Genomic DNA, 21,570 nt, shown 5'->3' with positions numbered 1-21,570 from the left:
AGTGCAGCATGACAGCGCTTGCGTTCAGCCGGCGGCTCCGCTACGGATCGCGCGGCTGTGGCGATGCACTTCGTCGACGAGTTCGGCGACGTGATCGGGCGACGTGAATTGCGAAATGCCGTGCCCGAGGTTGAATACGTGGCCCGGATGGTTGCCATAGCTGTCGAGCACCGCACGCGCCTGCTCGCGCACCGCGGCCGGCGGCGCAAACAGGATCGTCGGGTCGAGGTTGCCCTGCAGCGCGACCTTGCCCGCAACGCGCTCGCGCGCCTGGCCGAGGTTGACCGTCCAGTCGAGCCCCACCGCGTCGACGCCGGTCGCCGCGATCTCCTCGAGCCACAGCCCGCCGCCCTTCGTGAACGTGATCACCGGCACGCGCTCGCCGTCGTGCTCGCGCTTGAGCTGCGAGACCACGCGGCGGATGTAGTCCAGCGAGAAGCGCTGGTACGCGCCGTCCGCCAGCGCACCGCCCCACGTATCGAAGATCATCACGGCCTGCGCGCCCGCTTCGATCTGCGCGTTCAGGTACGCGGCCACCGCCTGCGCGTTCACGTCGAGGATCCGGTGCATCAGGTCGGGGCGCGAATACGCCATCGACTTTACCGTGCGGAAGTCGTCCGACCCGCCGCCTTCGACCATGTAGCACGCGAGCGTCCACGGGCTGCCCGAAAAGCCGATCAGCGGCACACGCTGGCGGCCCTGGCCGTCGGTGAGCGCGCGACGGATCTCGCGCACGGCGCCCGTCACGTAGCCGAGCGTTTCCTCGATGTCCGGCACCGCGAGCTTCGCGACGTCGGCCTCGGTACGCACCGGATGCGCGAACTTCGGCCCTTCGCCCACCTGGAAGTCGAGGCCGAGCCCCATCGCGTCCGGAATCGTCAGGATGTCCGAGAACAGGATCGCGGCGTCGAGCGGAAAGCGCTCGAGCGGCTGCAGCGTCACTTCGGTCGCGTAGTCGGGATGCTTCGCGAGACCGAGGAAGCTGCCGGCGCGGGCGCGCGTCGCGTTGTATTCGGGCAGGTAGCGGCCGGCCTGGCGCATCAGCCAGATCGGCGTGTAGTCGGTCGGCTCGCGCAGAAGCGCACGCAGGAAGGTGTCGTTGAGCAGGGTATGGGCCACGGTAGGAGCGACGATGCGAGGGCAAAGCGGCATTTTACCGGACAGCCGCCCTCACGCTGCGCATGCCGACGCGATGGCGGCCATATGACGCGCGCGATGGCTCCGTTATGATCGGACGCTCATATCGAACGAAACGAAGGAGGAGACCGATGAAGACACTCGCCACGCTCGCCGCCACCGCGCTGCTTTGCTGCGCCGCCGCGCACGCGCAGACCGGCGCGCTCGCCGCTGCCGCCGCACCGGGCGCCGGCTCGCGGCTCGACGACGTGCTCGCGCGCGGCACGCTGCGCGTGTGCACGACGGGCGACTACAGGCCGTATTCGTACTACCGCGCGGACGGCCGCTTCGAGGGCATCGACATCGACATGGCCGAATCGCTCGCGAAGTCGCTCGGCGTGAAGACCGACTACGTGAAGACGAGCTGGCCGAACCTGACCGGCGACTTCGTCGCGAAATGCGACATCGCGGTGGGTGGCGTGTCGACGACGCTCGAGCGCCAGAAGCGCGTGTTCTTCACGCAGCCGTACGTGGTCGACGGCAAGACGCCGATCGTGCGCTGCGCGGACGTCGACAAATACCAGACCGTCGCGCAGATCGACCGGCCGGAAACGCGCGTGATCGTGAACCCGGGCGGCACCAACGAGCGTTTCGCGAAGCAGTATTTCACGCACGCGAACCTCACCGTCTATCCGGACAACGTAACGATCTTCAAGCAGATCCTCGCCGGCAAGGCGGACGTGATGGTGACGGATGCATCCGAGACGCTGCTGCAGCAAAAGCTGAATCCGGGCCTGTGCTCGGTGCATCCGGACAAGCCGTTCCAGTTCGGCGAGAAGGCGTACATGGTGCCGCGCGGCGACGTCGCGTTCCAGCAGTACGTCGATCAGTGGCTGCATCTCGCGCTGTCGACCGGCGAATACCAGGCGATTTCGGATAAATGGCTGAAGTAAGCAGGCTCGTGCGTGGCGGCCGATAGCGGGCACCGACCGCGCATCAGCCGCCTGCAAAAGTCGCTGCGCGGCGGTGGCCCCATCATCGCCGTTACACTTCGCTGCAGCGTGCCGACGCCCGGAAAATCGGCGCGAAGCCACCGAATTGGCCGAACGGCCGACTTCCGCGCCTGCCAATCACGTTTCAAAATCTTTCTGACGAATGAATCGTCATGCGCGGTATCGGCCGGACGGCGCATTTTCTCGCGTGCAAATCGGCAATTCGTCGCGCCTGATACGCATGAAAAACGCATCGTGCGCATGTGCTGAAAACGCTGCGGAAAATATGGGTAAAAATGACCTTTTTCGACCCCTCAAAAACAGCAAAAAATCCCGGAAAGCCTTATCTGGCGGGCGTTACAACCTGAAACACTTTGTTACCGCGACGGGTCATTAATTCGCCCACAATGGCCTCAACGGTTTCAACACGGATGCGGTCTCGTGTGCCAAGTGTGAGCGGACGCGAAGCGCTGCGAGCCAGTCGGTCACGTACCGAAGCCCTTCCGAGGGGCATCCCTGTTGGAGTCGTTTCCGGCCCCCCCGCCGGACTCGGTTTCATCTTTGGTCTCCTCGCGCTAACCCCGTAGCGTGTGGTTTTTAGCGGGCTAATAAGCCCGCTTTTTTTCGTCCATCGAAAACGCAACGGCCCGCAGGCCGCCGCGTTTTTCCCGCCTTCATGCCGCGCTAGGCGGTCTTCTGCACGTCGAGCTTCAGCTCCTCGATCATCCGGTCGCGCATCACGAACTTCTGCACCTTGCCCGTGACCGTCATCGGCAGCTCGTCGACGAAGCGAATGTAGCGCGGGATCTTGTAGTGCGCGATCTGCCCGTTGCAGAACGCACGCACGTCGTCCTCCGTCATCTGCTCGTCCGCGCGCAGCACGATCCACGCGCACAGCTCCTCGCCGTACTTCGCATCGGGCACGCCGAATACCTGCGCGCTCTGAATCTTCGGATGCCGAAACAGGAATTCCTCGATCTCGCGCGGATAGACGTTCTCGCCGCCGCGAATCACCATGTCCTTCAGCCGGCCGACGATGTTGCAGTAGCCGTCCGCATCGAGCGTCGCGAGGTCGCCCGTATGCATCCAGCCGTCCACCAGCACCTCGCGCGTCTTGGCGTCGTCGTCCCAGTAGCCGAGCATCACCGAATAGCCCTTCGTGCACAGCTCGCCCGTCACGCCGACCGGCACGATGGCGCCGCTCGGATCGACGATCTTCACTTCCAGATGCGGCTGGATGCGTCCGACCGTCGTCGTGCGCTTCTCAAGCGGATCGTCGGTCGAGCTCTGGAACGACACGGGGCTCGTTTCCGTCATCCCGTACGCGATCGTGATCTCCGACAGGTGCATCTGCGACACGACGCGCTTCATCGTCTCGATCGGGCACGGCGAGCCGGCCATGATCCCGGTGCGCAGCGTCGACAGGTCGAATTTCGCGAACTCGGGGTGATCGAGCTCGGCGATGAACATCGTCGGCACGCCGTGCAGCGCGGTGCAACGCTCGTCGGCCACCGCCGCGAGCGTCGCGACCGGGTCGAACGCTTCGCCGGGGAACACCATCGTCGCGCCCTTCGACACGCATGCGAGCACCGCGAGCACCATCCCGAAGCAGTGATACAGCGGCACCGGGATGCACAGCGTGTCCTGCTCGGTGAAACGCATCGCTGTCGCGATCGAGCGCCCGTTGTTGACGACGTTGCGGTGGGTGAGCGTCGCGCCCTTCGGGCTGCCGGTCGTGCCGCTGGTGAACTGGATGTTGATCGGCTCGCCGGCCGAGAGCGTCGCGCCGATCGCATCGAGCAATGCGGGATCGACGGCCTGGCGGCCGCGCGCCATCAGGTCCGCGAAGCGGAACATGCCGGCCGGCGCGACGTCGCCCATCGACACGACCGTGCGCAGGCTCGGCACGCGCGCTGCATGGAGATCGCCCGGCGTCGCGGTCGCGAGCTCCGGCGCGATGGTCTGCAGCATCTCGACGTACGCGGACGTCTTGAAGCGCTCGGCGGCGATCACGGCCTTGCAGCCGACCTTGTTCAGCGCGTATTCGAGCTCCAACAGCCGGTAGGCCGGATTGATGTTGACGAGCACCGCGCCGATCCGCGCGGTCGCGAACTGCGTGAGCAGCCATTCGCTGCGGTTCGGCGACCAGATGCCGACGCGATCGCCCTTCACGATGCCGAGCGCGGCCAGGCCCGCGGCCAGCACGTCGACCTCGTTCGCGAACTCGCGCCAGGTCCAGCGCACCTGCTGCTCGCGGAACACGACGGCCGGACGATCGGGAAAGCGCCCGGCCGTGTCGAGCAGGAACCGGCCGATCGTCGCTTCGGAGAGCGGCACATCGGTCGTGCCGCGCACGTACGACAAGCCGTTTTCGGGCGCGATCAGCGCGCCCACGCCAAGGTCTGCTGCCATGAATGTCTCCGTCCTTTTTGTCTGATCGGCCTGCGCGCTTCCTGCGCCCGCCTCCGCCGCGCACTCGCGACGAATGGCCTCAACCCGGATGATGACGCGCGCGGCTGACGATACTCTGACAGCAAATCACGGCGAACGGATGAAATAGCACGACCGGACGGAATGATCCGGCCCGCAAAAATCAGACGAACACGACGGACGAAAAAAAAGCAGCCCGAAGGCTGCTTTCTTTCGCGGGATACGCGGCGCGGCTCAGTGCCGGCTGCGAATCTTCGCCAGACGCTGGATCGCCTCGAGCTGCGCCATCGCGGTCGCGAGCTCGGATTGCGCCTTCGCGAGGTCGAGATCCGACTTCGCGTTCTGCAGCGTTTCCTCGGCACGCTTGCGTGCTTCCTCGGCTTTCGCCGCGTCGAGGTCCTTGCCGCGGATCGCGGTATCGGCGAGCACCGTCACGGCGCCCGGCTGCACTTCGAGAATGCCGCCCGCGACGAACACGAATTCGTCGTTGCCGCCCTCGACTTCGATGCGCACCGCACCCGGACGAATCCGCGTGATCAGCGGCGTGTGGCCCGGCAGAATGCCCAGCTCACCCGTTTCGCCCGGCAGCGCGACGAATTTCGCCTCGCCCGAGAAGATCTGCTCTTCCGCGCTGACGACGTCTACTTTGATGGTTGCCATATCGACTCCTGTCGATCGGAGCGGGCGCTAAAACGCCCACTTCGATCCCATGCACGGCGGATTGAGCATATTGCGTGGGTGCCGTGTCCCCTATCGCCAGTGCTATAGGAGAATCAACGGCCAACGGCACCCGCTGCGTTACGCCCGACCCTTACGAGATCTTCTTGGCCTTTTCGAAGGCTTCGTCGATCGTGCCGACCATGTAGAACGCCTGTTCCGGCAGGTGGTCGCACTCGCCGTCGACGATCATCTTGAAGCCGCGGATCGTTTCCTTCAGCGGCACGTACTTGCCCGGCGAGCCCGTGAACACTTCAGCAACGTGGAACGGCTGCGACAGGAAACGCTGGATCTTACGCGCGCGCGCGACCGACAGCTTGTCTTCCGGCGACAGTTCGTCCATGCCCAGAATCGCGATGATGTCGCGCAGTTCCTTGTAGCGCTGCAGCGTCTGCTGAACGCGACGGGTGATCGAGTAGTGCTCTTCACCGATCACGTTCGGGTCGATCTGGCGCGACGTCGAGTCGAGCGGGTCGACCGCCGGGTAGATACCCAGCGAAGCGATGTCACGCGACAGAACGACGGTTGCGTCCAGGTGGCCGAAGGTCGTAGCCGGCGACGGGTCGGTCAAGTCATCCGCAGGGACGTACACGGCCTGGACCGACGTAATCGAGCCCTTCTTGGTCGACGTGATGCGCTCTTGCAGCTTGCCCATTTCTTCAGCCAGCGTCGGCTGATAGCCCACTGCCGACGGCATACGGCCGAGCAGTGCCGACACTTCGGTACCGGCCAGCGTGAAACGGTAGATGTTGTCGACGAAGAACAGCACGTCGAGGCCTTCGTCACGGAAGTGCTCGGCCATCGTCAGGCCGGTCAGCGCGACGCGCAGACGGTTGCCCGGCGGCTCGTTCATCTGGCCGTACACCAGCGCGACCTTGTCGAGAACGTTCGAGTCCTTCATTTCGTGGTAGAAGTCGTTCCCTTCACGGGTACGCTCGCCCACGCCCGCGAACACGGAGTAACCGCCGTGCTCCTTCGCGATGTTGTTGATGAGCTCCATCATGTTGACGGTCTTGCCCACGCCAGCACCGCCGAACAGGCCAACCTTGCCGCCCTTTGCGAACGGGCAGATCAGGTCGATGACCTTGATACCCGTTTCGAGCAGTTCGGTCGACGGCGACAGTTCGTCGAACGCCGGAGCCTTCTGGTGGATCGAACGCGTCACGTCGCTTTCGATCGGGCCGGCTTCGTCGATCGGACGGCCAAGCACGTCCATGATTCGGCCGAGGGTCGGCTTGCCAACCGGCACCGAGATCGGCTTTGCCGTGTTCTTCACGGTCAGGCCGCGGCGCAGGCCGTCGGATGCACCCAGACAGATGGTACGGACAACGCCGTCGCCCAGCTGCTGCTGGACTTCGAGCGTCAGTTCCGAGCCATCGAGAATGAGCGCGTCGTAGATCTTCGGCATGCTGTCGCGCGGGAATTCCACGTCGATAACGGCGCCGATGCACTGTACGATCTTGCCTTCTACCAAAGCAGCAGTACTCATCGCTTTTCCTTTAAATACCTGATTCTTTACTCGCGCAAAGGCGCAGTTGTCGTCCCGGGCGCGCGCTTAAACAGCGGCTGCGCCGCCGACGATCTCCGACAGTTCTTTCGTGATCGCGGCCTGACGGCTCTTGTTGTATACGAGCTGCAGTTCGCTGATCACCGTCTTCGCGTTGTCGGACGCGGCCTTCATCGCGACCATGCGCGCCGATTGCTCGGACGCCATGTTTTCCGCGACGGCCTGGTACACCAGCGCCTCGACGTAACGCACGAGCAGTTCGTCGACGACTGCCTGCGCGTCCGGCTCGTAGATGTAGTCCCACGACGTGGCCGGCGTACCATCATCGGCTTCGAAGTGTTCCGACGACAGCGGCAGCAGCTGCTCGATCACGGCTTCCTGCTTCATCGTGTTGACGAAGCGCGTGTAAGCGATATAAACCGCCGACAGCTTGCCTTCCGAGTACAGGTCGAGCTGCGTCTTCACGGCGCCGATCAGCTTGTCCAGATGCGGGGTGTCGCCGAGGTGCACGACCTGCGACATCACCTTCGCGCCGAAGCGGTTCAGGAACCCGAGGCCCTTGCTACCGATCGCGGTGGCTTCGACCTTCTGGCCCTTCTCTTCCAGCTCCTTGAACTTCTGCACCGTCGCACGCAGCACGTTGGTGTTCAGACCGCCGCACAGACCCTTGTCCGTCGTGACAAGGATGATGCCGGCCGTCTGCGCGCCTTCGTTCGCCACCATGAACGGGTGGCGGTACTCCGGGTTCGCGCGGCTCATGTGCGCGGCGATGGCACGGACCTTGTCCGCATACGGACGAGCGGCGCGCATGCGTTCCTGCGCGCGGCGCATCTTCGATGCGGCCACCATTTCCATCGCCTTCGTGATCTTGCGCGTGTTCTGCACGCTCTTGATCTTGCCGCGAATTTCCTTCATTCCAGCCATAGCTTGCTCCTTGACCGAAGCGGCGCGGGCGCATCAGCACCCGCGCGGCCTCAGTGTGTCACTCGCGGATCAATAGGCACCGGACTTCTTGAAGGATTCGATCGCCGAGCGCAGTGCGCCTTCGTCGTCCTTCGAGAGATCCTTGGTGTCTTCGATGCGCTTGATGAGGTCAGCGTGGCTGGTCTTCAGGTTTTCGCGCAGGCCCTTCTCGAACGACAGCACTTGCTTGACGTCGAGGTCGTCGAGGTAGCCGTTGTTTGCGGCGTACAGCGACACGGCCAGTTCCCACACCTGCAGCGGCTGGTACTGCGGCTGCTTCAGCAGTTCCGTCACGCGGCGGCCGCGCTCGAGCTGCTTGCGGGTCGCTTCGTCGAGGTCCGATGCGAACTGCGCGAATGCCGCCAGTTCACGATACTGCGCGAGGTCGGTACGGATACCGCCCGACAGCTTCTTCACGACCTTCGTCTGAGCGGCGCCACCAACTCGCGACACCGACACGCCGGCGTTGATTGCCGGGCGGATGCCTGCGTTGAACAGGTCGGTTTCCAGGAAGATCTGGCCGTCGGTAATCGAGATCACGTTCGTCGGAACGAACGCGGTCACGTCGCCAGCCTGCGTTTCGATGACCGGCAGTGCCGTCAGCGAGCCGCTCTTGCCCTTCACTTCGCCGTTCGTGAACTTCTCGACGTACTCTTCCGACACGCGAGCAGCACGCTCGAGCAGACGCGAGTGGAGATAGAACACGTCGCCCGGGTACGCTTCACGGCCCGGCGGGCGGCGCAGCAGCAGCGAGATCTGACGGTATGCCCAAGCCTGCTTGGTCAAGTCGTCATAGATGATCAGCGCATCTTGGCCGCGGTCGCGGAAGTATTCGCCCATCGTGCAGCCGGCGTACGGTGCGAGGTACTGCATCGCTGCCGAATCCGAAGCCGAAGCGGCGACGACGATCGTGTATTCCATCGCGCCCGTTTCTTCGAGCTTGCGAACCACGTTCATGATCGACGAAGCCTTCTGGCCGATCGCGACGTAGATACAGATCAGGTCCTTGCCCTTCTGGTTGATGATCGCGTCGAGCGCCACCGCGGTCTTGCCGCACTGACGGTCGCCGATGATCAGCTCACGCTGGCCACGGCCGATCGGCACCATTGCGTCGATCGACTTGATGCCCGTCTGCACCGGCTGCGACACCGACTTACGCCAGATCACGCCCGGGGCGATCTTTTCGATCGCGTCGGTCAGCTTGGCGTTGACCGGGCCCTTGCCGTCGATCGGGTTGCCGAGCGCGTCGACCACGCGGCCGACGAGTTCCGGACCAACCGGGACTTCGAGAATGCGGCCCGTCGTCTTGACGATGTCGCCTTCCGAGATGTGTTCGTATTCGCCGAGAATCACCGCGCCGACCGAGTCGCGCTCGAGGTTCAGCGCGAGGCCGAACGTGTTGCCCGGAAACTCGAGCATTTCGCCCTGCATCACGTCCGACAGGCCGTGGATACGCACGATACCGTCGGTCACGGAGATCACGGTGCCCTGGTTGCGAACGTCTGCGCTCGCTTCAAGGCCCTGGATCCGGCTCTTGATCAGCTCGCTGATCTCAGAGGGATTGAGTTGCATTATTCGCTCCTGATAGTCAATTCTGTTGCGTGCCGGCGTGGCGCTCAGGCGGTCAACGCAGCCTGCATCGATGCGAGGCGCGCGCGAACCGAGGTGTCGAGCACTTCGTCGCCGACCGTCACGCGCACGCCGCCAATCAGCGACGAATCGACTGCGACCGTCGGTTTCAGCTTGCGCTTGAACTTGCGTTCGAGGCCCGAGACGAGACTCTCGAGATCCGCGCCGTTCAGCGGGAACGCGCTCACGATCTCGGCGTCGGCTGCACCTTCACGTTCGTTCTTGAGCGCCTCGAACTGCTCGGCGATTTCCGGCAGCAGCGCGATGCGATGATTGTCGACCAGCATCTGCACGAAGTTCTTCGCTTCGGCGCCAGCTCCGAGCGGTGACTTCACCGCAGCAAGCAGCAACTCGGCTACTTGCGTGCGCGTCACCTTCGGGCTCGACGCGACCGACAGGACTTCCGGCAGACGCGCAACCTGGGCCAGCTCTTGCACGAGCGTGGACCAGGCGGCGATGTCACCGCCCTCGGCCACGCGGAACAGCGCTTCTGCGTAAGGGCGGGCGATGGTTGCAAGTTCGGCCATGATCAGAGCTCGGCTTTCAGTTGATTCAGCAGTTGGGCGTGGGCCGTTTGATCGACTTCGCGCTTCAGGATCTGCTCGGCGCCCTTCACGGCCAGCGTAGCGACTTCACCACGCAGCGCTTCGCGCGCCTTCACGATTTGCTGTTCTGCTTCCGCCTTCGCCTGGGCGATGATGCGGGCGGCTTCAGCCTGGGCGTTGGCCTTGATTTCCTCGGCGACCGCCTGGGCACGCTTTTCAGCGTCGGCGATGCGTTGCTGGCCGTCATTGCGGGCCTGCGCGAGTTCCTGGTCCACGCGCTTGTGCGCTGCGTCGAGTTCTGCCTTGCCCTTCTCGGCGGCGGCGAGGCCGTCGGCGATCTTCTTCGAACGTTCGTCGAGGGCGTTGATCAACGGCGGCCACACGAATTTCATCGTGAACCACGCGAGGACCAGGAACACGACCATTTGCGCAAACAGAGTTGCGTTGAGATTCACGGTGTTTCCTTATCTGCTATTCCGGAAAAATGAAACGGTAAGGCGCTCATCGAGTTGCATTCGATCAGCGCCCCAAGTCTCCGTTCCGCCCTGCGCCGGCTCACGCCGGACGCAAATTTCCGTGGAACCTTAGCCTGCGAGCTTCGACAGGAGCGGGTTCGCGAACGCGAACAGCATTGCAACACCCACGCCGATCAGGAATGCCGCGTCGATCAGACCAGCCAGCAGGAACATCTTCGTTTGCAGCGGGTTGATGAGTTCCGGCTGACGTGCGCAGGCTTCGATGTACTTACCACCCATCAGCGCGATACCGATACAGGCGCCGATTGCACCCAGGCCGATGATGATGCCGATACCGATGGCGGTCAGACCCTGGATGTTGGCGATGTAAGCTTGCATGATCACTCCTTTGTGAAAAGACTTGGAACTGAGATTTAAAAAACTAAAACGGAAACTCTTTCTTGCACGCCGCGCTTAGTGCTTGTCGTGCGCCTGGCCGAGATACACCAGCGTCAGCATCATGAAAATGAATGCCTGCAACAGAACAATCAGGATGTGGAAGATTGCCCAGACGCTACCCGCGATCACATGGCCAACGAAGCCGAGGAACGTTGCGTCGCCACCGAAGCTCCACATGCTGCCGAGCAGGGCGATCAACAGGAACAACAGCTCACCCGCGTACATGTTGCCGAACAGCCGCATACCGAGAGAGACGGTCTTCGCGAGATATTCGACGATGTTGAGCGCGAGGTTCGGGATCCACAGCAGCGGGTGGGCGCCAAACGGTGCCGACAGCAGCTCATGCACAAAGCCGCCCGCGCCCTTGATCTTGATGCTGTAGTAGATCATCAGGACGAACACGCCGAGCGCGATGCCGAGCGTGCCGTTCAGGTCGGCCGTCGGGACGATGCGATGGTGGGAAATCACGTCCGACAGACCGAGCAGGCCGATCACGCGGCCCGGCAGGTCGACCGGGAGGAAGTCGAGGGAGTTCATCAGCGCGACCCACACGAACACCGTGAGCGCGAGCGGAGCGATGAAGGTACGATTGCCGTGAACGATGGCCTTCGATTGGTCTTCGACCATCTCGACGAGCATCTCGATCGCGCACTGGAAACGGCCCGGCACGCCCGACGTCGCCTTGCGGGCGGCCAGACGCAGCAGGAGGATCGTCACGATGCCGCAAACGATCGACCAGAACAGCGTGTCGAGATTCCAGACGTGGATGTCGAAAATCGACGTCTGATGCGAGGTGGAGAAATTCTGCAAGTGGTGCGCAATGTACTCGGACGGATCCGGACCGCGCGTGCCTTCGCTAGCTGCCATATCGTTAATGCCACCCAAATTGTCGAAAATCGTTTTGCCCGTTCCGCAACACGCTATTGCGGGAACGGGCTGGTGCGGTTCGTTGTCGAAACCGCACGCTGCTTGTTCCTTACCGCCAGGCCAGCGCGATCCAGTACGTCTTCAGCACGACGAGGTACGTGACGAGGAACGGCACCCAGTGCACGCCGGACCAGCCGAACGCCACTGCAGTGAACATCCCGATCGTCAGAGCGAGCTTCAGGGCTTCGCCCATCACCCAGCTCATCACGGTGGCCGAGCCACCTGCCTTCAGTCGTGCCACGAATACCGCACTGGGCACCCAGCCGATCGCTCCGCCCAGAAACGCGGATTGCGCAGCGGCGCCCGGCGACTTTGAAAACAGCCACCACGCCAGCGTTGCAACCAGGGACAGAACCACTTGCGCGAATACCACCTTATAGGGGGTCACGCGCGAGGGCTTGCTCACGTTCGGGCCGAACAGCTTTTCGGCGTCTGCCCGCGTGAGCGGAACGATGTTGTTATCTTGTTGCTCGGCGTCCCAGTCATCGTCGAATTCGCGCCGCTCGCCGGCCGCTGAAGCGGTGCGTTGCGTGCGCTGATCATCGTGCCTGTCGTCCGGCGCCTGACCCGCCATCGCAATCTTCCGCAAAATCCTTGAACCCGGCCCCAAGCTTTCTGAAAGCTTTCAGGGGTGCCTAGCTAACAAATCCGGGCGATTGTAAGCGATAGTTGCAAGTGATTCAAGGCTTTAGACGCGACAAAAACCTGCGTAAAACGACGCCTCATCATGTGAAAAAACGGGCGATTCGACGACGTACGATGACAGTTGTAAGGTCGCTTTTTTGCACCGGTATTTCTTGCTCGAAAAAATCCGGCGACGAGGAAATGGCGAGGAAACGATGCCCGGCGCGGGTGCCGTCGGGGCGGCACGATCACCACCTGGAGCCCGCGCTGTGACGCGGCTCCGGGCCCGAGCTCAGCACGAAACCCCGAACAGACGAAACACTGTGATCACCCGGCCGCGCCGGAGGCGCGAAATCCGGACTGATGCTGACGCAACGAATTATCCAATCAGTTGTCATGCCACCACAGTCGATCGACTGTGGATTGCGGCACTTATCAACAACCCCGCACCAGCGCGAATGCTGTGCACCCTCCCCGCCGCCCGAATGGCACGCCTGTACCACACGCACCACATCGTTCAACCATGAACGAGCAGCCACGCACCGAGTGCCGCGCTGGCGAGCGCGAACGGAATCGAGACCAGGTGGAACGGCAGCCACATGCGCGGCTCCTTCGCGAGACGCACCGCGATCAGGTTCGCAAGCGAGCCGATCGCGAAACCGAATCCGCCGACCGATACGCCGAACGCGAGCGCGCGCCAATCATGCGTGAACTCGGACAGCAGGATCGCGGCCGGCACGTTGCTGATGCCCTGTGACAGCACGGCACCGGCCGCAAAGATGCGCAGCGGTGAATCGAGATTCGCATGCGCAATCGTGTCATGGATGACGGGCAGCGCAGCCGCGCTGCGCAGCACGACGAACATCAGCACGAAGATCAGCAGCAACAGCCAGTCGATCTTCAGGACTGCGTCACGTTTGGCGACGAGCAGCACGATCGCGACGGCAAGCAGGCCCGGCAGCGGATGGTGCGCATCAGCGAGCAGCACGAAGGCCGCGAACAGCACTGCGGCGATCAGCGCGTGCAGGCGTTGTACGGGAATGGCGACGACGTCGCCGGACAGGTCGAGCGGTTTCGCACGAAACGCGCACGCGGTCAGCACGAGCAGCAGCGCCATCAGCGCGATCGCGAGCGGCCCGAGCGTGACCACGAAGCGGCCGAACGACACGCCGCTCAATTGCCACAGGAAAAGATTCTGGGGATTGCCGAGCGGCGTCGCGACGGACCCTGCGTTGACGGCCAGCGCGACGACGATCACGAGCCGCCGGAACGGCAGTGGCGTCAGCGCACGCAGCGATACCATCAGCGGCACGACGACGAACAGCGCGACGTCGTTGGTGAGCCACATCGACAGCAACGCGGCGAACCCGACGAGCAGCATCGCGAGCCCGCGTTCGGAGTGCACGTGATGCACGATGCGGTGTGCGAGCCACATCAGGCAGCCGGACAACTCGAGCGCCTTGGTCAGCATCAGCAGGCCCGCGAGCGTCGCGACCGTCTGCCAGTCGACGCGATCGGCCAACACCGAAAATGGTTGCGGACGCACCCATTGCAGCACGATCAGCCCAAGCACGAGCACCGATAGCACGGGCTCCTGCGCAAGCCACCCCAACCACCGGCGCGGCGCCGGTGCGTCCGTCTCCGCCATGCGCCGCCCTTTACTCTTCGGTTGCGACGTTGCCGCGCAGTCGCACGAGAATGCCTTCGAGCGCGTCGAGGTTGCCGAAGTCGATCGTCACCTGCCCTCGCCCGCGGCGGCCAAGCTTGATCTTCACCGTCGACGCGAGCAGGTCGGACAACTCCTCCTCGAGACGGCGCGTATCGCGACCGCCGTCGTCCTTCGCGCGCGCCTTCACCGCCGGCGCTTCCTTCGTCGTGTGCGTGACGAGCTTTTCGGTCTCGCGCACCGACATGCGCTTGTTGACGACCTGATGGGCAAGCGTGATCTGCGTGGCCGCATCGACGGCGAGCAGCGCGCGCGCATGCCCCATGTCGAGATCACCGGCCAGCAGCATCGTCTGCACCGGCGAAGCCAGGTTCAGCAGGCGCAGCAGGTTCGATACCGCGCTGCGCGAACGGCCGACCGATTCGGCCGCCTGTTCGTGCGTGAAACCGAACTCATCGAGCAGGCGCTGGATGCCGTGCGCTTCTTCAAGCGGGTTCAGATCCTCGCGCTGGATGTTCTCGATCAGCGCCATCGCCGCGGCGGCCTGATCCGATACGTCCTTCACGAGCACCGGCACTTCATCGAGGCCCGCCAGGCGCGCCGCACGGAAACGGCGCTCACCCGCGATGATCTCGTATTTGTCTGATGAAATAGGCCGTACCAGGATCGGCTGCATCACGCCCTGCGCGCGGATGCTTGCCGCGAGCTCCTGCAGGCTGCCTTCGTCCATCCGCGTACGCGGCTGGTACTTGCCGGCCTGCAGCTTGCCGAGCGCGAGCGTGTTCGGTGCCCCTTCGATCTTCACCGCTTCGGTGATATCGGCACTGCCGCCGAGCAGCGCTTCGAGGCCACGTCCCAAGCCCTTCTTCTTTGGTACCGCGTTCATGTCTTTCTTCCTCGCTTCGCTCATGTCCGGATCACGACACCTCGAACGCGCGAACGCGGTCGATCATTTCGGCACCGAACTGGAGATACGCTTGCGCACCGCGCGAGCTGCGGTCGAACACGACGCCCGGCAACCCGTAACTCGGCGCTTCCGCCAGGCGCACGTTACGCGGAATCACCGCGTCGAACACCTTGTCGCCGAAGTGCGCTTTCAGTTGATCGGAGACTTGCTGCTGCAGCGTGATGCGCGGATCGAACATCACGCGCAGCAAGCCGATGATCTTCAGGTCGCGGTTCATGTTCGCGTGAACCTGCTTGATCGTGTTGACGAGGTCCGACAACCCTTCCAGTGCGAAGTACTCGCACTGCATCGGAATCACGACGCCGTGCGCCGCGCACAGCCCGTTCAGCGTCAGCAGCGACAGCGTCGGCGGACAGTCGATCAGCACGAAGTCGTAGTCGTCGGACACGCGCTCGAGCGCAGCCTTCAGCCGGCGCTCGCGGTTGTCGATGCTGATCAGTTCGATCTCGGCACCGGACAGCTCGCGATTCGCGGGCAGCACGTCGTAGGTGACGCCGTCCGGACGGATGCGCGCATCGGTCACCGACACGCCGTCGACCAGCACCTCGTACACGGTCGCTTCGCAAGCAGCCTTGTCGATCCCGCTGCCCATCGTCGCGTTACCCTGCGGGTCGAGATCGATCAGCAGGACTCGTTGCTCCTGCGCTGCAAGGCTTGCGGCGAGATTGACCGATGTCGTCGTCTTGCCGACGCCCCCCTTCTGGTTCGCAACGCAGAAGATCTTTGCCATCGTTGGTGTGTTCCCTTTACCTTCAAACAAACGGCGCGCTACTGCGCGCCTGCCCTTCAATTCGCTTCGTCGACGGCCACTTCGATCAGATGCCGTTCGGCATCGAGCATCGGCACCGCCAGCCGTATCGTCTGCTTCACGCGGCTGCCTTCCGGCAATCGCGCAATCTCGTCGTCCGGATGGACGCCCTTCATCGCCCAGATCGATCCGCCCGGCGCGACCAGATGTCGAGCAAGTTTAACGAAGTCGGACAGATCCGCGAAAGCGCGGGATACGATCATGTCGAATTTTTCCGGCACTTCAACACCCGGCTGCAGCGATTCGACCCGACCGGTGACCACCGACAGGTTCGCGAGCTTCAGCTCCGCGCGCATCTGAGTCTGGAAGGCAGACTTCTTCTGCACGATATCGTTCAGCGTGACCTGCCAATCCGGCTCGACGATCGCCAGCACGATACCGGGCAACCCGCCGCCCGAACCGACGTCGAGCACGCGGGCCGATGCACGGCCGCGCAGATGCGGGACGATGGAAAGCGAATCGAGGATGTGCTGGATCAGCATCTGCTTCGGGTCGCGGATCGCGGTCAGGTTGTAGACCGCGTTCCACTTGCCGAGCAGCGCGACGTAGTCGAGCAGCTGGTTGAGTTGCGCATCCGTCAGGGTGAGGTCGAGCGCCGTCGTGCCTTCGACGAGCATCTGCTCCAGTACGTCCCGATTAACCGCCGGCGCGCGACGCGCCGTCATTGTTGCGTCGGGACGGCGCCGTCCCCCTGCTCCGTTGCCTCTGCGGCACTGCCATTACGGCGCCCGAGGCCGCGGCGCTTCAGGTGCACCATCAGCAGCGAGATCGCTGCCGGCGTGACACCCGAGATGCGCGATGCCTGCCCGATCGTCTCCGGCCGGAACTCGTTGAGCTTCTGGCTCACCTCGAACGACAGGCCGCGGACTTCGCGGTAATCGATACCGTCCGGCAGGCGCGTATTCTCGTTTGCGTCGTTGCGTTCGATCTCGGAGGCCTGGCGCTCGATATAGCCCTGATACTTGATGCCGATCTCGACCTGCTCCTTGATCTGCTCGAGCATCACCGGATCGTCGGCCAGCGGCTCTGCGGGGCCGCACTCGCCGCCCTTCAGTCCACACACCCCGTCGTAGCTGATACCCGGGCGGCGCAGCAGCTCGGCGAGGCTGTATTCGTGGTCGATCGCCTTGCCGAGGAGCGCGGTCGCCTCTTCCGCCGGCAACGTCTTCGGCGTGACCCACGTCGACTTCAGGCGTTCGGTTTCACGTGAAACAGCGTCGCGCTTCCGGCTGAATGCGTCCCAGCGCGCGTCGTCGACGAGGCCCAGTTCGCGGCCGATCTCCGTCAGACGCATGTCGGCATTGTCTTCACGCAGGCTCAGGCGATACTCGGCGCGGCTCGTGAACATCCGGTACGGCTCGGCCACGCCGCGCGTCACGAGATCGTCTACCAGCACGCCAAGGTAGGCCTGGTCACGGCGCGGGCACCACGCATCCTTCTCCTGCACGTAGCGGCCCGCATTGAGGCCGGCCAGCAGGCCCTGCGCGGCCGCTTCTTCATAGCCGGTCGTCCCGTTGATCTGGCCCGCAAAGAACAGCCCGTTGATCGCCTTCGTCTCGAGCGACGCCTTCAGCGCACGCGGATCGAAGTAGTCGTACTCGATCGCGTAGCCGGGGCGCAGGATATGCGCGTTCTCGAGGCCGCGCATCGAATGCACGAGCTCGAGCTGGACATCGAACGGCAGGCTCGTCGAGATCCCGTTCGGGTAGAACTCGTTGGTCGTCAGCCCTTCCGGCTCCAGGAAGATCTGGTGCGATTCCTTCGACGCGAACCGGTGAATCTTGTCCTCGATCGACGGGCAATAGCGCGGCCCGACGCCCTCGATCACGCCTGTATACATAGGCGAACGGTCGAGACCGCCACGAATGATGTCGTGCGTGCGCTCGTTCGTGTGCGTGACCCAGCACGGCAGTTGCTGCGGATGCTGCTCCGCGCGGCCCAGGAACGAGAAGACGGGAATCGGATCGAGATCGCCCGGCTGCTCGGTCAGCTGCGAGAAATCGATCGAGCGGCCATCGATACGCGGCGGCGTACCGGTCTTCAGGCGGCCCTGCGGCAGCTTCAGCTCCTTCAGGCGCGACGACAGCGACACGGCCGCCGGATCGCCCGCGCGGCCGCCCGTGTAGTTGTTCAGGCCGACGTGGATCTTGCCGTCAAGGAACGTCCCGGCGGTCAGCACGACCGCGCGAGCGCGGAAGCGGATGCCGATCTGTGTGACGGCACCCACCACACGGTCGCCTTCGACCATCAGGTCGTCGACGGCCTGCTGGAACAGCCAGAGGTTCGGCTGGTTCTCGAGCCGATGGCGGATCGCGGCCTTGTACAGGATACGGTCGGCCTGCGCACGCGTCGCGCGCACGGCCGGCCCTTTCGACGAATTGAGGATCCGGAACTGGATACCACTCTCGTCCGTCGCGGCTGCCATTGCGCCGCCCAGCGCATCGACTTCCTTGACCAGATGGCCCTTGCCAATGCCGCCGATCGACGGATTGCAGCTCATCTGCCCAAGCGTTTCGATGTTGTGGGTCAGCAGCAGTGTCTTTGCGCCCATGCGGGCGGACGCCAGCGCGGCTTCGGTGCCGGCATGACCGCCACCGACGACGATGACGTCAAATTCTGTGGGAAAAAGCATGGTGGATTCCGCACGCAGGGCTGCGCACGAACCTATCAGAGAAATGTATGGGGCGAATTATAGCGGGTTCGCTTTTCACCCGAATGCCGTCCGAATGGTAGGGTCTGTGCATTTCGACGATTTTTCGGCGTTGGACCGATGAATCTGTGGTTCCGCGCCTACGCCTGCGAATAATCCGGCCCGCCCGCCGCACATCGTTACGCCTGTGCAGGGATCAATGGGTCGAGAAATTTCACGTGGAACATATAACCCGTTCGAGGCCTGTGTCCCGCCCAATACCTAGGCGGAACACCCTGTGCCCCCTTCCTCACAGAATTTCCGTCGGTACGCTCGACACTTATCCCCTGTGACCCGGCACATCATCATTCTGTGGAACGAGTGGCAGCCAACTCCGATCGACAAACCGGATCGCCATTTGCGCTTGAGATACCTCCCCCACCGCCACTGCACAGAGCTTTTGATTGTTCCTCCGGTACTTATCCCCTGGCTGTTAACCGCCGATGCATGGGAGTCAGACCTCCACCCAAAAACAAAAGCGGCGTGTTTCACGTGAAACACGCCGCCCGTTCCCCACCCACCGCGCCTCCGATCAAGCCGTTTTCTTCGCTAACCCGAGGTAGGTTTCGATCACACGTGGATTCTGCGCGAGTTCCGCCGCCGGCCCTTCCAGCGCAAACTCGCCCGTCTCCAGCACGTAGCCGTAGTCCGAGATCTGCAGCGCAGCCCGCGCATTCTGCTCGATCAGCAGCGTCGCCACGCCCGTCCCGCGCAACGCGCTGATGATATGAAAGATCTCCTTCACGATCAGCGGCGCCAGCCCGAGGCTCGGCTCGTCGAGCATCAGCAGGTCGGGCTTGCCCATCAGCGCGCGGCCAACCGCGAGCATCTGCCGCTCGCCGCCGGACAGCGTGCCGGCCGCCTGCCTGCGCCGCTCCTTCAAACGCGGAAACAGCGCGAACACGTGATCGAGCTGGTCGAGGAAGTTCGCTTCACCCGCCAGCTTGCGTCGATACGCGCCCAGCACGAGGTTGTCCTCAACCGTCATCGTGCTGAACAGCTCGCGCTTTTCCGGCACGAGGCACATCCCGCGTGCGACGCGCTGCTCGACCGGCAATGCACCGACATCGTGACCGCGATACACGACCGCGCCCGACGCATGCCCGGTCACCGGCAGCGCGCCCATGATCGCGTTCAGCAGCGTCGATTTGCCGGCCCCGTTCGGCCCAATCACGCTGACGATCTGTCCCGCACCAACCTTGATCGCCGCGCCGTGCAGCGCCTCCACCTTCCCGTACCGGACCGCCAGCCCGCGCACGTCGAGAATCGGCATCGTCGTGTCCGTCATCACTCCACCCCGCCCAGATACGCTTCGAGCACCGCCGGATCCTGCTGCACGTCTTGCGGCAGCCCTTCCGCGATCCGCGTGCCGAATTCCATCACCACCAGCCGGTCGGTGAGATTCATCACGAAATCCATGTCGTGTTCCACGAGCAACACGCTCATGCCTTCCGCCTTCAGCCGCCGCAGCAGGTCGGCGAGTTGCTGCTTCTCCTGGTAACGCAGCCCGGCGGCCGGCTCGTCGAGCAGCAGCAGCGTCGGGTCGCAGCACAGCGCCCGCGCGATTTCGAGAATCCGTTGCTGGCCCAGCGCGAGGCTGCCCGCTTCGTCGTACATGTGCTTTTCGAGCCCGACGCGGCGGATCTGCTGTGCAGCCTCGGCCAGCAACTGCGCTTCCTCGTGGGCATTGAGCCGCACGACGCTGCGCCACACGCCCGTATGGCCGCGCAGGTGCGCACCGATCGCAACGTTCTCGAGCACCGTCATCGCCGGCAACAGCTTCACGTGCTGGAACGTCCGGCCGATGCCGCGGCGGACGATCTGGCGCGATGTGAGCCCGTCGATGCGCTCGCCACGGAACGTGATCGTGCCGCCCGTCGGCTTCAGCACGCCCGTCACGAGGTTGAACGTGGTCGACTTGCCGGCGCCGTTCGGGCCGATCAGCCCGATGATCTGCCCCGCTTTCACGTCGAAGCTGACGTCGTTGACGGCCACGAGGCCGCCGAACTGCTTGCGCGCGTTGTCGACGACGAGCAGCGGCTCGCCGGCCGCGGGCTTCGCGCGTTGCGGCAACGGGTCGGCGTGCTCGGGTACATGCGCACGCGGCCCGCGCGGGAACAGCCTGGCGACGAACGGCCATACGCCCTGGCGGGCGTACTGCAGCAGCAGCACCATCAGCACGCCGAACACGATGATCTCGAAGTTGCCTTCCGAACCGAGCAGCTTCGGCAACAGCGTCTGCAGGTAGTCCTGCAGCACGGTCAGGATCGCCGCGCCGAGCACGGCGCCCCACACGTGCGACACGCCGCCGACCACGGCCATGAACAGGAACTCGATCCCGTGGTTCAGCCCGAACGGTGTCGGGTTCACCGCACGCTGCAGGTGTGCGTACAGGAAGCCCGAGATGGCCGCGAGCACGGCCGCATAGACGAAGATCACGACGCGCATCCACGCGGTGTTCACGCCCATCGCCTCGGCCATCACGCCGCCGCCGCGCAGCGCACGGATCGCGCGACCCGGGCGGCTGTTCAGCAGGTTCTGCACCGACACGATCGCCGCCAGCACGACGGCCCAGATCAGGAAATACAGGCTGCGGCCGCTGTCGAGCGTGATGCCGAACAGGTTCAGCGCCGGAATCCCGTTGATCCCGTCGTACTTGCCGAGCAGTTCGAGATTGCCGAACAGGTAGAACAGCGCGAGGCCCCACGCGATCGTGCCGAGCGGCAGGAAGTGGCCGGACAGCCGCATCGTGACCGCGCCAAGCACGAGCGCGACGAGCGCCGTCAGCACGACACCGACGATCAGTGCAAGCCACGGTGACACGCCGTAGCGCGTCGTCAGGAGCGCGGTCGCATACGCGCCGATGCCGACGAACGCGGCCTGCCCGAAGCTCGTCATCCCGCCGACGCCCGTGAGCAGCACGAGCCCGATCGCGACGATCGCGTAGAGGCCGATGTAGTTCAGCAGCGTGATCCAGTATTCCGGCACCTGCAGCGCGCCGGGCAGCACCGGCAGCGCGAACAGCACCACGAGAAACACCCAGAAGGTCTTGTTGCGTACCATCGTCTTCATCGTG

Annotated in this window: 20 protein-coding genes; 2 read left to right on the top strand and 18 right to left on the bottom strand. The window is 63.9% G+C overall.

Annotated elements, in window-relative coordinates; genetic code table 11:
* Positions 1-24 precede the first annotated feature (24 nt).
* Positions 25-1,119, bottom strand: coding sequence for a uroporphyrinogen decarboxylase (hemE, locus tag CFB45_RS00565; RefSeq protein WP_278190121.1), 1,095 nt, complete (start codon positions 1,117-1,119; stop codon positions 25-27).
* Between the two features lie 149 nt (positions 1,120-1,268).
* On the opposite strand from hemE, the gene CFB45_RS00560 reads away from it, so the two are divergent.
* The gene (locus CFB45_RS00560) at positions 1,269-2,069 is read left to right on the top strand and encodes a transporter substrate-binding domain-containing protein (RefSeq protein WP_089424153.1); all 801 of its coding nucleotides are present in this window, start codon (positions 1,269-1,271) and stop codon (positions 2,067-2,069) included.
* A 12-nt stretch (positions 2,070-2,081) separates the two neighbouring features.
* Positions 2,082-2,378 (top strand): hypothetical protein, encoded by a 297-nt coding sequence (locus tag CFB45_RS38895; RefSeq protein WP_179255028.1) that lies wholly within the window; start codon positions 2,082-2,084, stop codon positions 2,376-2,378.
* A 414-nt stretch (positions 2,379-2,792) separates the two neighbouring features.
* Here CFB45_RS38895 and CFB45_RS00550 read toward each other — a convergent pair whose 3' ends face one another.
* The 17 genes from CFB45_RS00550 to CFB45_RS00465 all read right to left on the bottom strand — a co-directional run bounded on the left by CFB45_RS00550 (position 2,793) and on the right by CFB45_RS00465 (position 21,566).
* The gene (locus CFB45_RS00550) at positions 2,793-4,520 is read right to left on the bottom strand and encodes an AMP-binding protein (protein ID WP_089424152.1); all 1,728 of its coding nucleotides are present in this window, start codon (positions 4,518-4,520) and stop codon (positions 2,793-2,795) included.
* A gap of 252 nt (positions 4,521-4,772) precedes the next feature.
* Positions 4,773-5,198, bottom strand: a complete 426-nt coding sequence (locus CFB45_RS00545) for a F0F1 ATP synthase subunit epsilon (RefSeq protein WP_006477288.1) — start codon at positions 5,196-5,198, stop codon at positions 4,773-4,775.
* A 151-nt stretch (positions 5,199-5,349) separates the two neighbouring features.
* The gene (gene atpD / locus CFB45_RS00540; protein WP_039322510.1) at positions 5,350-6,744 is read right to left on the bottom strand and encodes a F0F1 ATP synthase subunit beta; all 1,395 of its coding nucleotides are present in this window, start codon (positions 6,742-6,744) and stop codon (positions 5,350-5,352) included.
* 66 nt (positions 6,745-6,810) lie between these two features.
* Complete coding sequence (atpG, locus tag CFB45_RS00535) at positions 6,811-7,686, bottom strand: F0F1 ATP synthase subunit gamma (RefSeq protein WP_039351431.1); 876 nt, start codon at positions 7,684-7,686, stop codon at positions 6,811-6,813.
* A gap of 69 nt (positions 7,687-7,755) precedes the next feature.
* Entirely contained in the window at positions 7,756-9,297 is a 1,542-nt protein-coding gene (gene atpA, locus CFB45_RS00530; protein ID WP_021160444.1) for a F0F1 ATP synthase subunit alpha, read from the bottom strand.
* 44 nt (positions 9,298-9,341) lie between these two features.
* Positions 9,342-9,881, bottom strand: a complete 540-nt coding sequence (locus tag CFB45_RS00525; protein WP_011350524.1) for a F0F1 ATP synthase subunit delta — start codon at positions 9,879-9,881, stop codon at positions 9,342-9,344.
* Between the two features lie 2 nt (positions 9,882-9,883).
* Complete coding sequence (locus CFB45_RS00520; protein WP_039351436.1) at positions 9,884-10,354, bottom strand: F0F1 ATP synthase subunit B; 471 nt, start codon at positions 10,352-10,354, stop codon at positions 9,884-9,886.
* A 129-nt stretch (positions 10,355-10,483) separates the two neighbouring features.
* Complete coding sequence (gene atpE, locus CFB45_RS00515) at positions 10,484-10,753, bottom strand: F0F1 ATP synthase subunit C (RefSeq protein ID WP_006482730.1); 270 nt, start codon at positions 10,751-10,753, stop codon at positions 10,484-10,486.
* A 75-nt stretch (positions 10,754-10,828) separates the two neighbouring features.
* Positions 10,829-11,680 carry a F0F1 ATP synthase subunit A gene (gene atpB, locus CFB45_RS00510; protein WP_039351439.1) on the bottom strand — a complete coding sequence of 284 codons (852 nt, stop codon included), beginning with the start codon at positions 11,678-11,680 and terminating at the stop codon, positions 10,829-10,831.
* 109 nt (positions 11,681-11,789) lie between these two features.
* Positions 11,790-12,314, bottom strand: coding sequence for an ATP synthase subunit I (locus tag CFB45_RS00505; protein WP_089424151.1), 525 nt, complete (start codon positions 12,312-12,314; stop codon positions 11,790-11,792).
* A gap of 567 nt (positions 12,315-12,881) precedes the next feature.
* Positions 12,882-14,012, bottom strand: a complete 1,131-nt coding sequence (locus CFB45_RS00495; protein ID WP_089424150.1) for an SLC13 family permease — start codon at positions 14,010-14,012, stop codon at positions 12,882-12,884.
* Positions 14,013-14,022: 10 nt separating this feature from the next.
* Complete coding sequence (locus tag CFB45_RS00490; protein ID WP_027788713.1) at positions 14,023-14,916, bottom strand: ParB/RepB/Spo0J family partition protein; 894 nt, start codon at positions 14,914-14,916, stop codon at positions 14,023-14,025.
* 31 nt (positions 14,917-14,947) lie between these two features.
* Positions 14,948-15,727: a ParA family protein gene (locus CFB45_RS00485; protein ID WP_089424149.1), complete on the bottom strand. Its 780-nt coding sequence runs from the start codon at positions 15,725-15,727 to the stop codon at positions 14,948-14,950.
* Positions 15,728-15,783: 56 nt separating this feature from the next.
* Positions 15,784-16,470: a 16S rRNA (guanine(527)-N(7))-methyltransferase RsmG gene (rsmG, locus tag CFB45_RS00480; RefSeq protein WP_089424148.1), complete on the bottom strand. Its 687-nt coding sequence runs from the start codon at positions 16,468-16,470 to the stop codon at positions 15,784-15,786.
* The gene (mnmG, locus tag CFB45_RS00475) at positions 16,467-18,437 is read right to left on the bottom strand and encodes a tRNA uridine-5-carboxymethylaminomethyl(34) synthesis enzyme MnmG (RefSeq protein WP_089424147.1); all 1,971 of its coding nucleotides are present in this window, start codon (positions 18,435-18,437) and stop codon (positions 16,467-16,469) included. The genes rsmG and mnmG overlap by 4 nt, the downstream gene beginning before the upstream one ends.
* Before the next feature lie 589 nt (positions 18,438-19,026).
* Positions 19,027-19,782, bottom strand: coding sequence for an ABC transporter ATP-binding protein (locus CFB45_RS00470; protein ID WP_089424146.1), 756 nt, complete (start codon positions 19,780-19,782; stop codon positions 19,027-19,029).
* Positions 19,782-21,566, bottom strand: coding sequence for a branched-chain amino acid ABC transporter ATP-binding protein/permease (locus tag CFB45_RS00465; RefSeq protein WP_089424145.1), 1,785 nt, complete (start codon positions 21,564-21,566; stop codon positions 19,782-19,784). Before CFB45_RS00465 ends, CFB45_RS00470 begins: the two co-directional genes overlap by 1 nt.
* Positions 21,567-21,570 lie beyond the last annotated feature (4 nt).

This window comes from Burkholderia sp. HI2500, from assembly GCF_002223055.1.
In the GTDB taxonomy this organism is placed as follows: Bacteria; Pseudomonadota; Gammaproteobacteria; order Burkholderiales; family Burkholderiaceae; genus Burkholderia.
This window is presented reverse-complemented; position numbering and strand designations above follow the sequence as displayed.

What these genes read in the sequence shown, in the direction of transcription:
- CFB45_RS00560 (WP_089424153.1), top strand. Translation starts at nt 1,269, where the DNA reads ATGAAGACACTCGCCACGCTCGCCGCCACCGCGCTGCTTTGCTGCGCC.
- CFB45_RS00550 (WP_089424152.1), bottom strand. Translation starts at nt 4,520, where the DNA reads ATGGCAGCAGACCTTGGCGTGGGCGCGCTGATCGCGCCCGAAAACGGC.
- CFB45_RS00545 (WP_006477288.1), bottom strand. Translation starts at nt 5,198, where the DNA reads ATGGCAACCATCAAAGTAGACGTCGTCAGCGCGGAAGAGCAGATCTTC.
- atpD (WP_039322510.1), bottom strand. Translation starts at nt 6,744, where the DNA reads ATGAGTACTGCTGCTTTGGTAGAAGGCAAGATCGTACAGTGCATCGGC.
- atpG (WP_039351431.1), bottom strand. Translation starts at nt 7,686, where the DNA reads ATGGCTGGAATGAAGGAAATTCGCGGCAAGATCAAGAGCGTGCAGAAC.
- atpA (WP_021160444.1), bottom strand. Translation starts at nt 9,297, where the DNA reads ATGCAACTCAATCCCTCTGAGATCAGCGAGCTGATCAAGAGCCGGATC.
- CFB45_RS00525 (WP_011350524.1), bottom strand. Translation starts at nt 9,881, where the DNA reads ATGGCCGAACTTGCAACCATCGCCCGCCCTTACGCAGAAGCGCTGTTC.
- atpE (WP_006482730.1), bottom strand. Translation starts at nt 10,753, where the DNA reads ATGCAAGCTTACATCGCCAACATCCAGGGTCTGACCGCCATCGGTATC.
- atpB (WP_039351439.1), bottom strand. Translation starts at nt 11,680, where the DNA reads ATGGCAGCTAGCGAAGGCACGCGCGGTCCGGATCCGTCCGAGTACATT.
- CFB45_RS00505 (WP_089424151.1), bottom strand. Translation starts at nt 12,314, where the DNA reads ATGGCGGGTCAGGCGCCGGACGACAGGCACGATGATCAGCGCACGCAA.
- CFB45_RS00495 (WP_089424150.1), bottom strand. Translation starts at nt 14,012, where the DNA reads ATGGCGGAGACGGACGCACCGGCGCCGCGCCGGTGGTTGGGGTGGCTT.
- CFB45_RS00490 (WP_027788713.1), bottom strand. Translation starts at nt 14,916, where the DNA reads ATGAACGCGGTACCAAAGAAGAAGGGCTTGGGACGTGGCCTCGAAGCG.
- CFB45_RS00485 (WP_089424149.1), bottom strand. Translation starts at nt 15,727, where the DNA reads ATGGCAAAGATCTTCTGCGTTGCGAACCAGAAGGGGGGCGTCGGCAAG.
- rsmG (WP_089424148.1), bottom strand. Translation starts at nt 16,470, where the DNA reads ATGACGGCGCGTCGCGCGCCGGCGGTTAATCGGGACGTACTGGAGCAG.
- mnmG (WP_089424147.1), bottom strand. Translation starts at nt 18,437, where the DNA reads ATGCTTTTTCCCACAGAATTTGACGTCATCGTCGTCGGTGGCGGTCAT.
- CFB45_RS00470 (WP_089424146.1), bottom strand. Translation starts at nt 19,782, where the DNA reads ATGACGGACACGACGATGCCGATTCTCGACGTGCGCGGGCTGGCGGTC.
- CFB45_RS00465 (WP_089424145.1), bottom strand. Translation starts at nt 21,566, where the DNA reads ATGAAGACGATGGTACGCAACAAGACCTTCTGGGTGTTTCTCGTGGTG.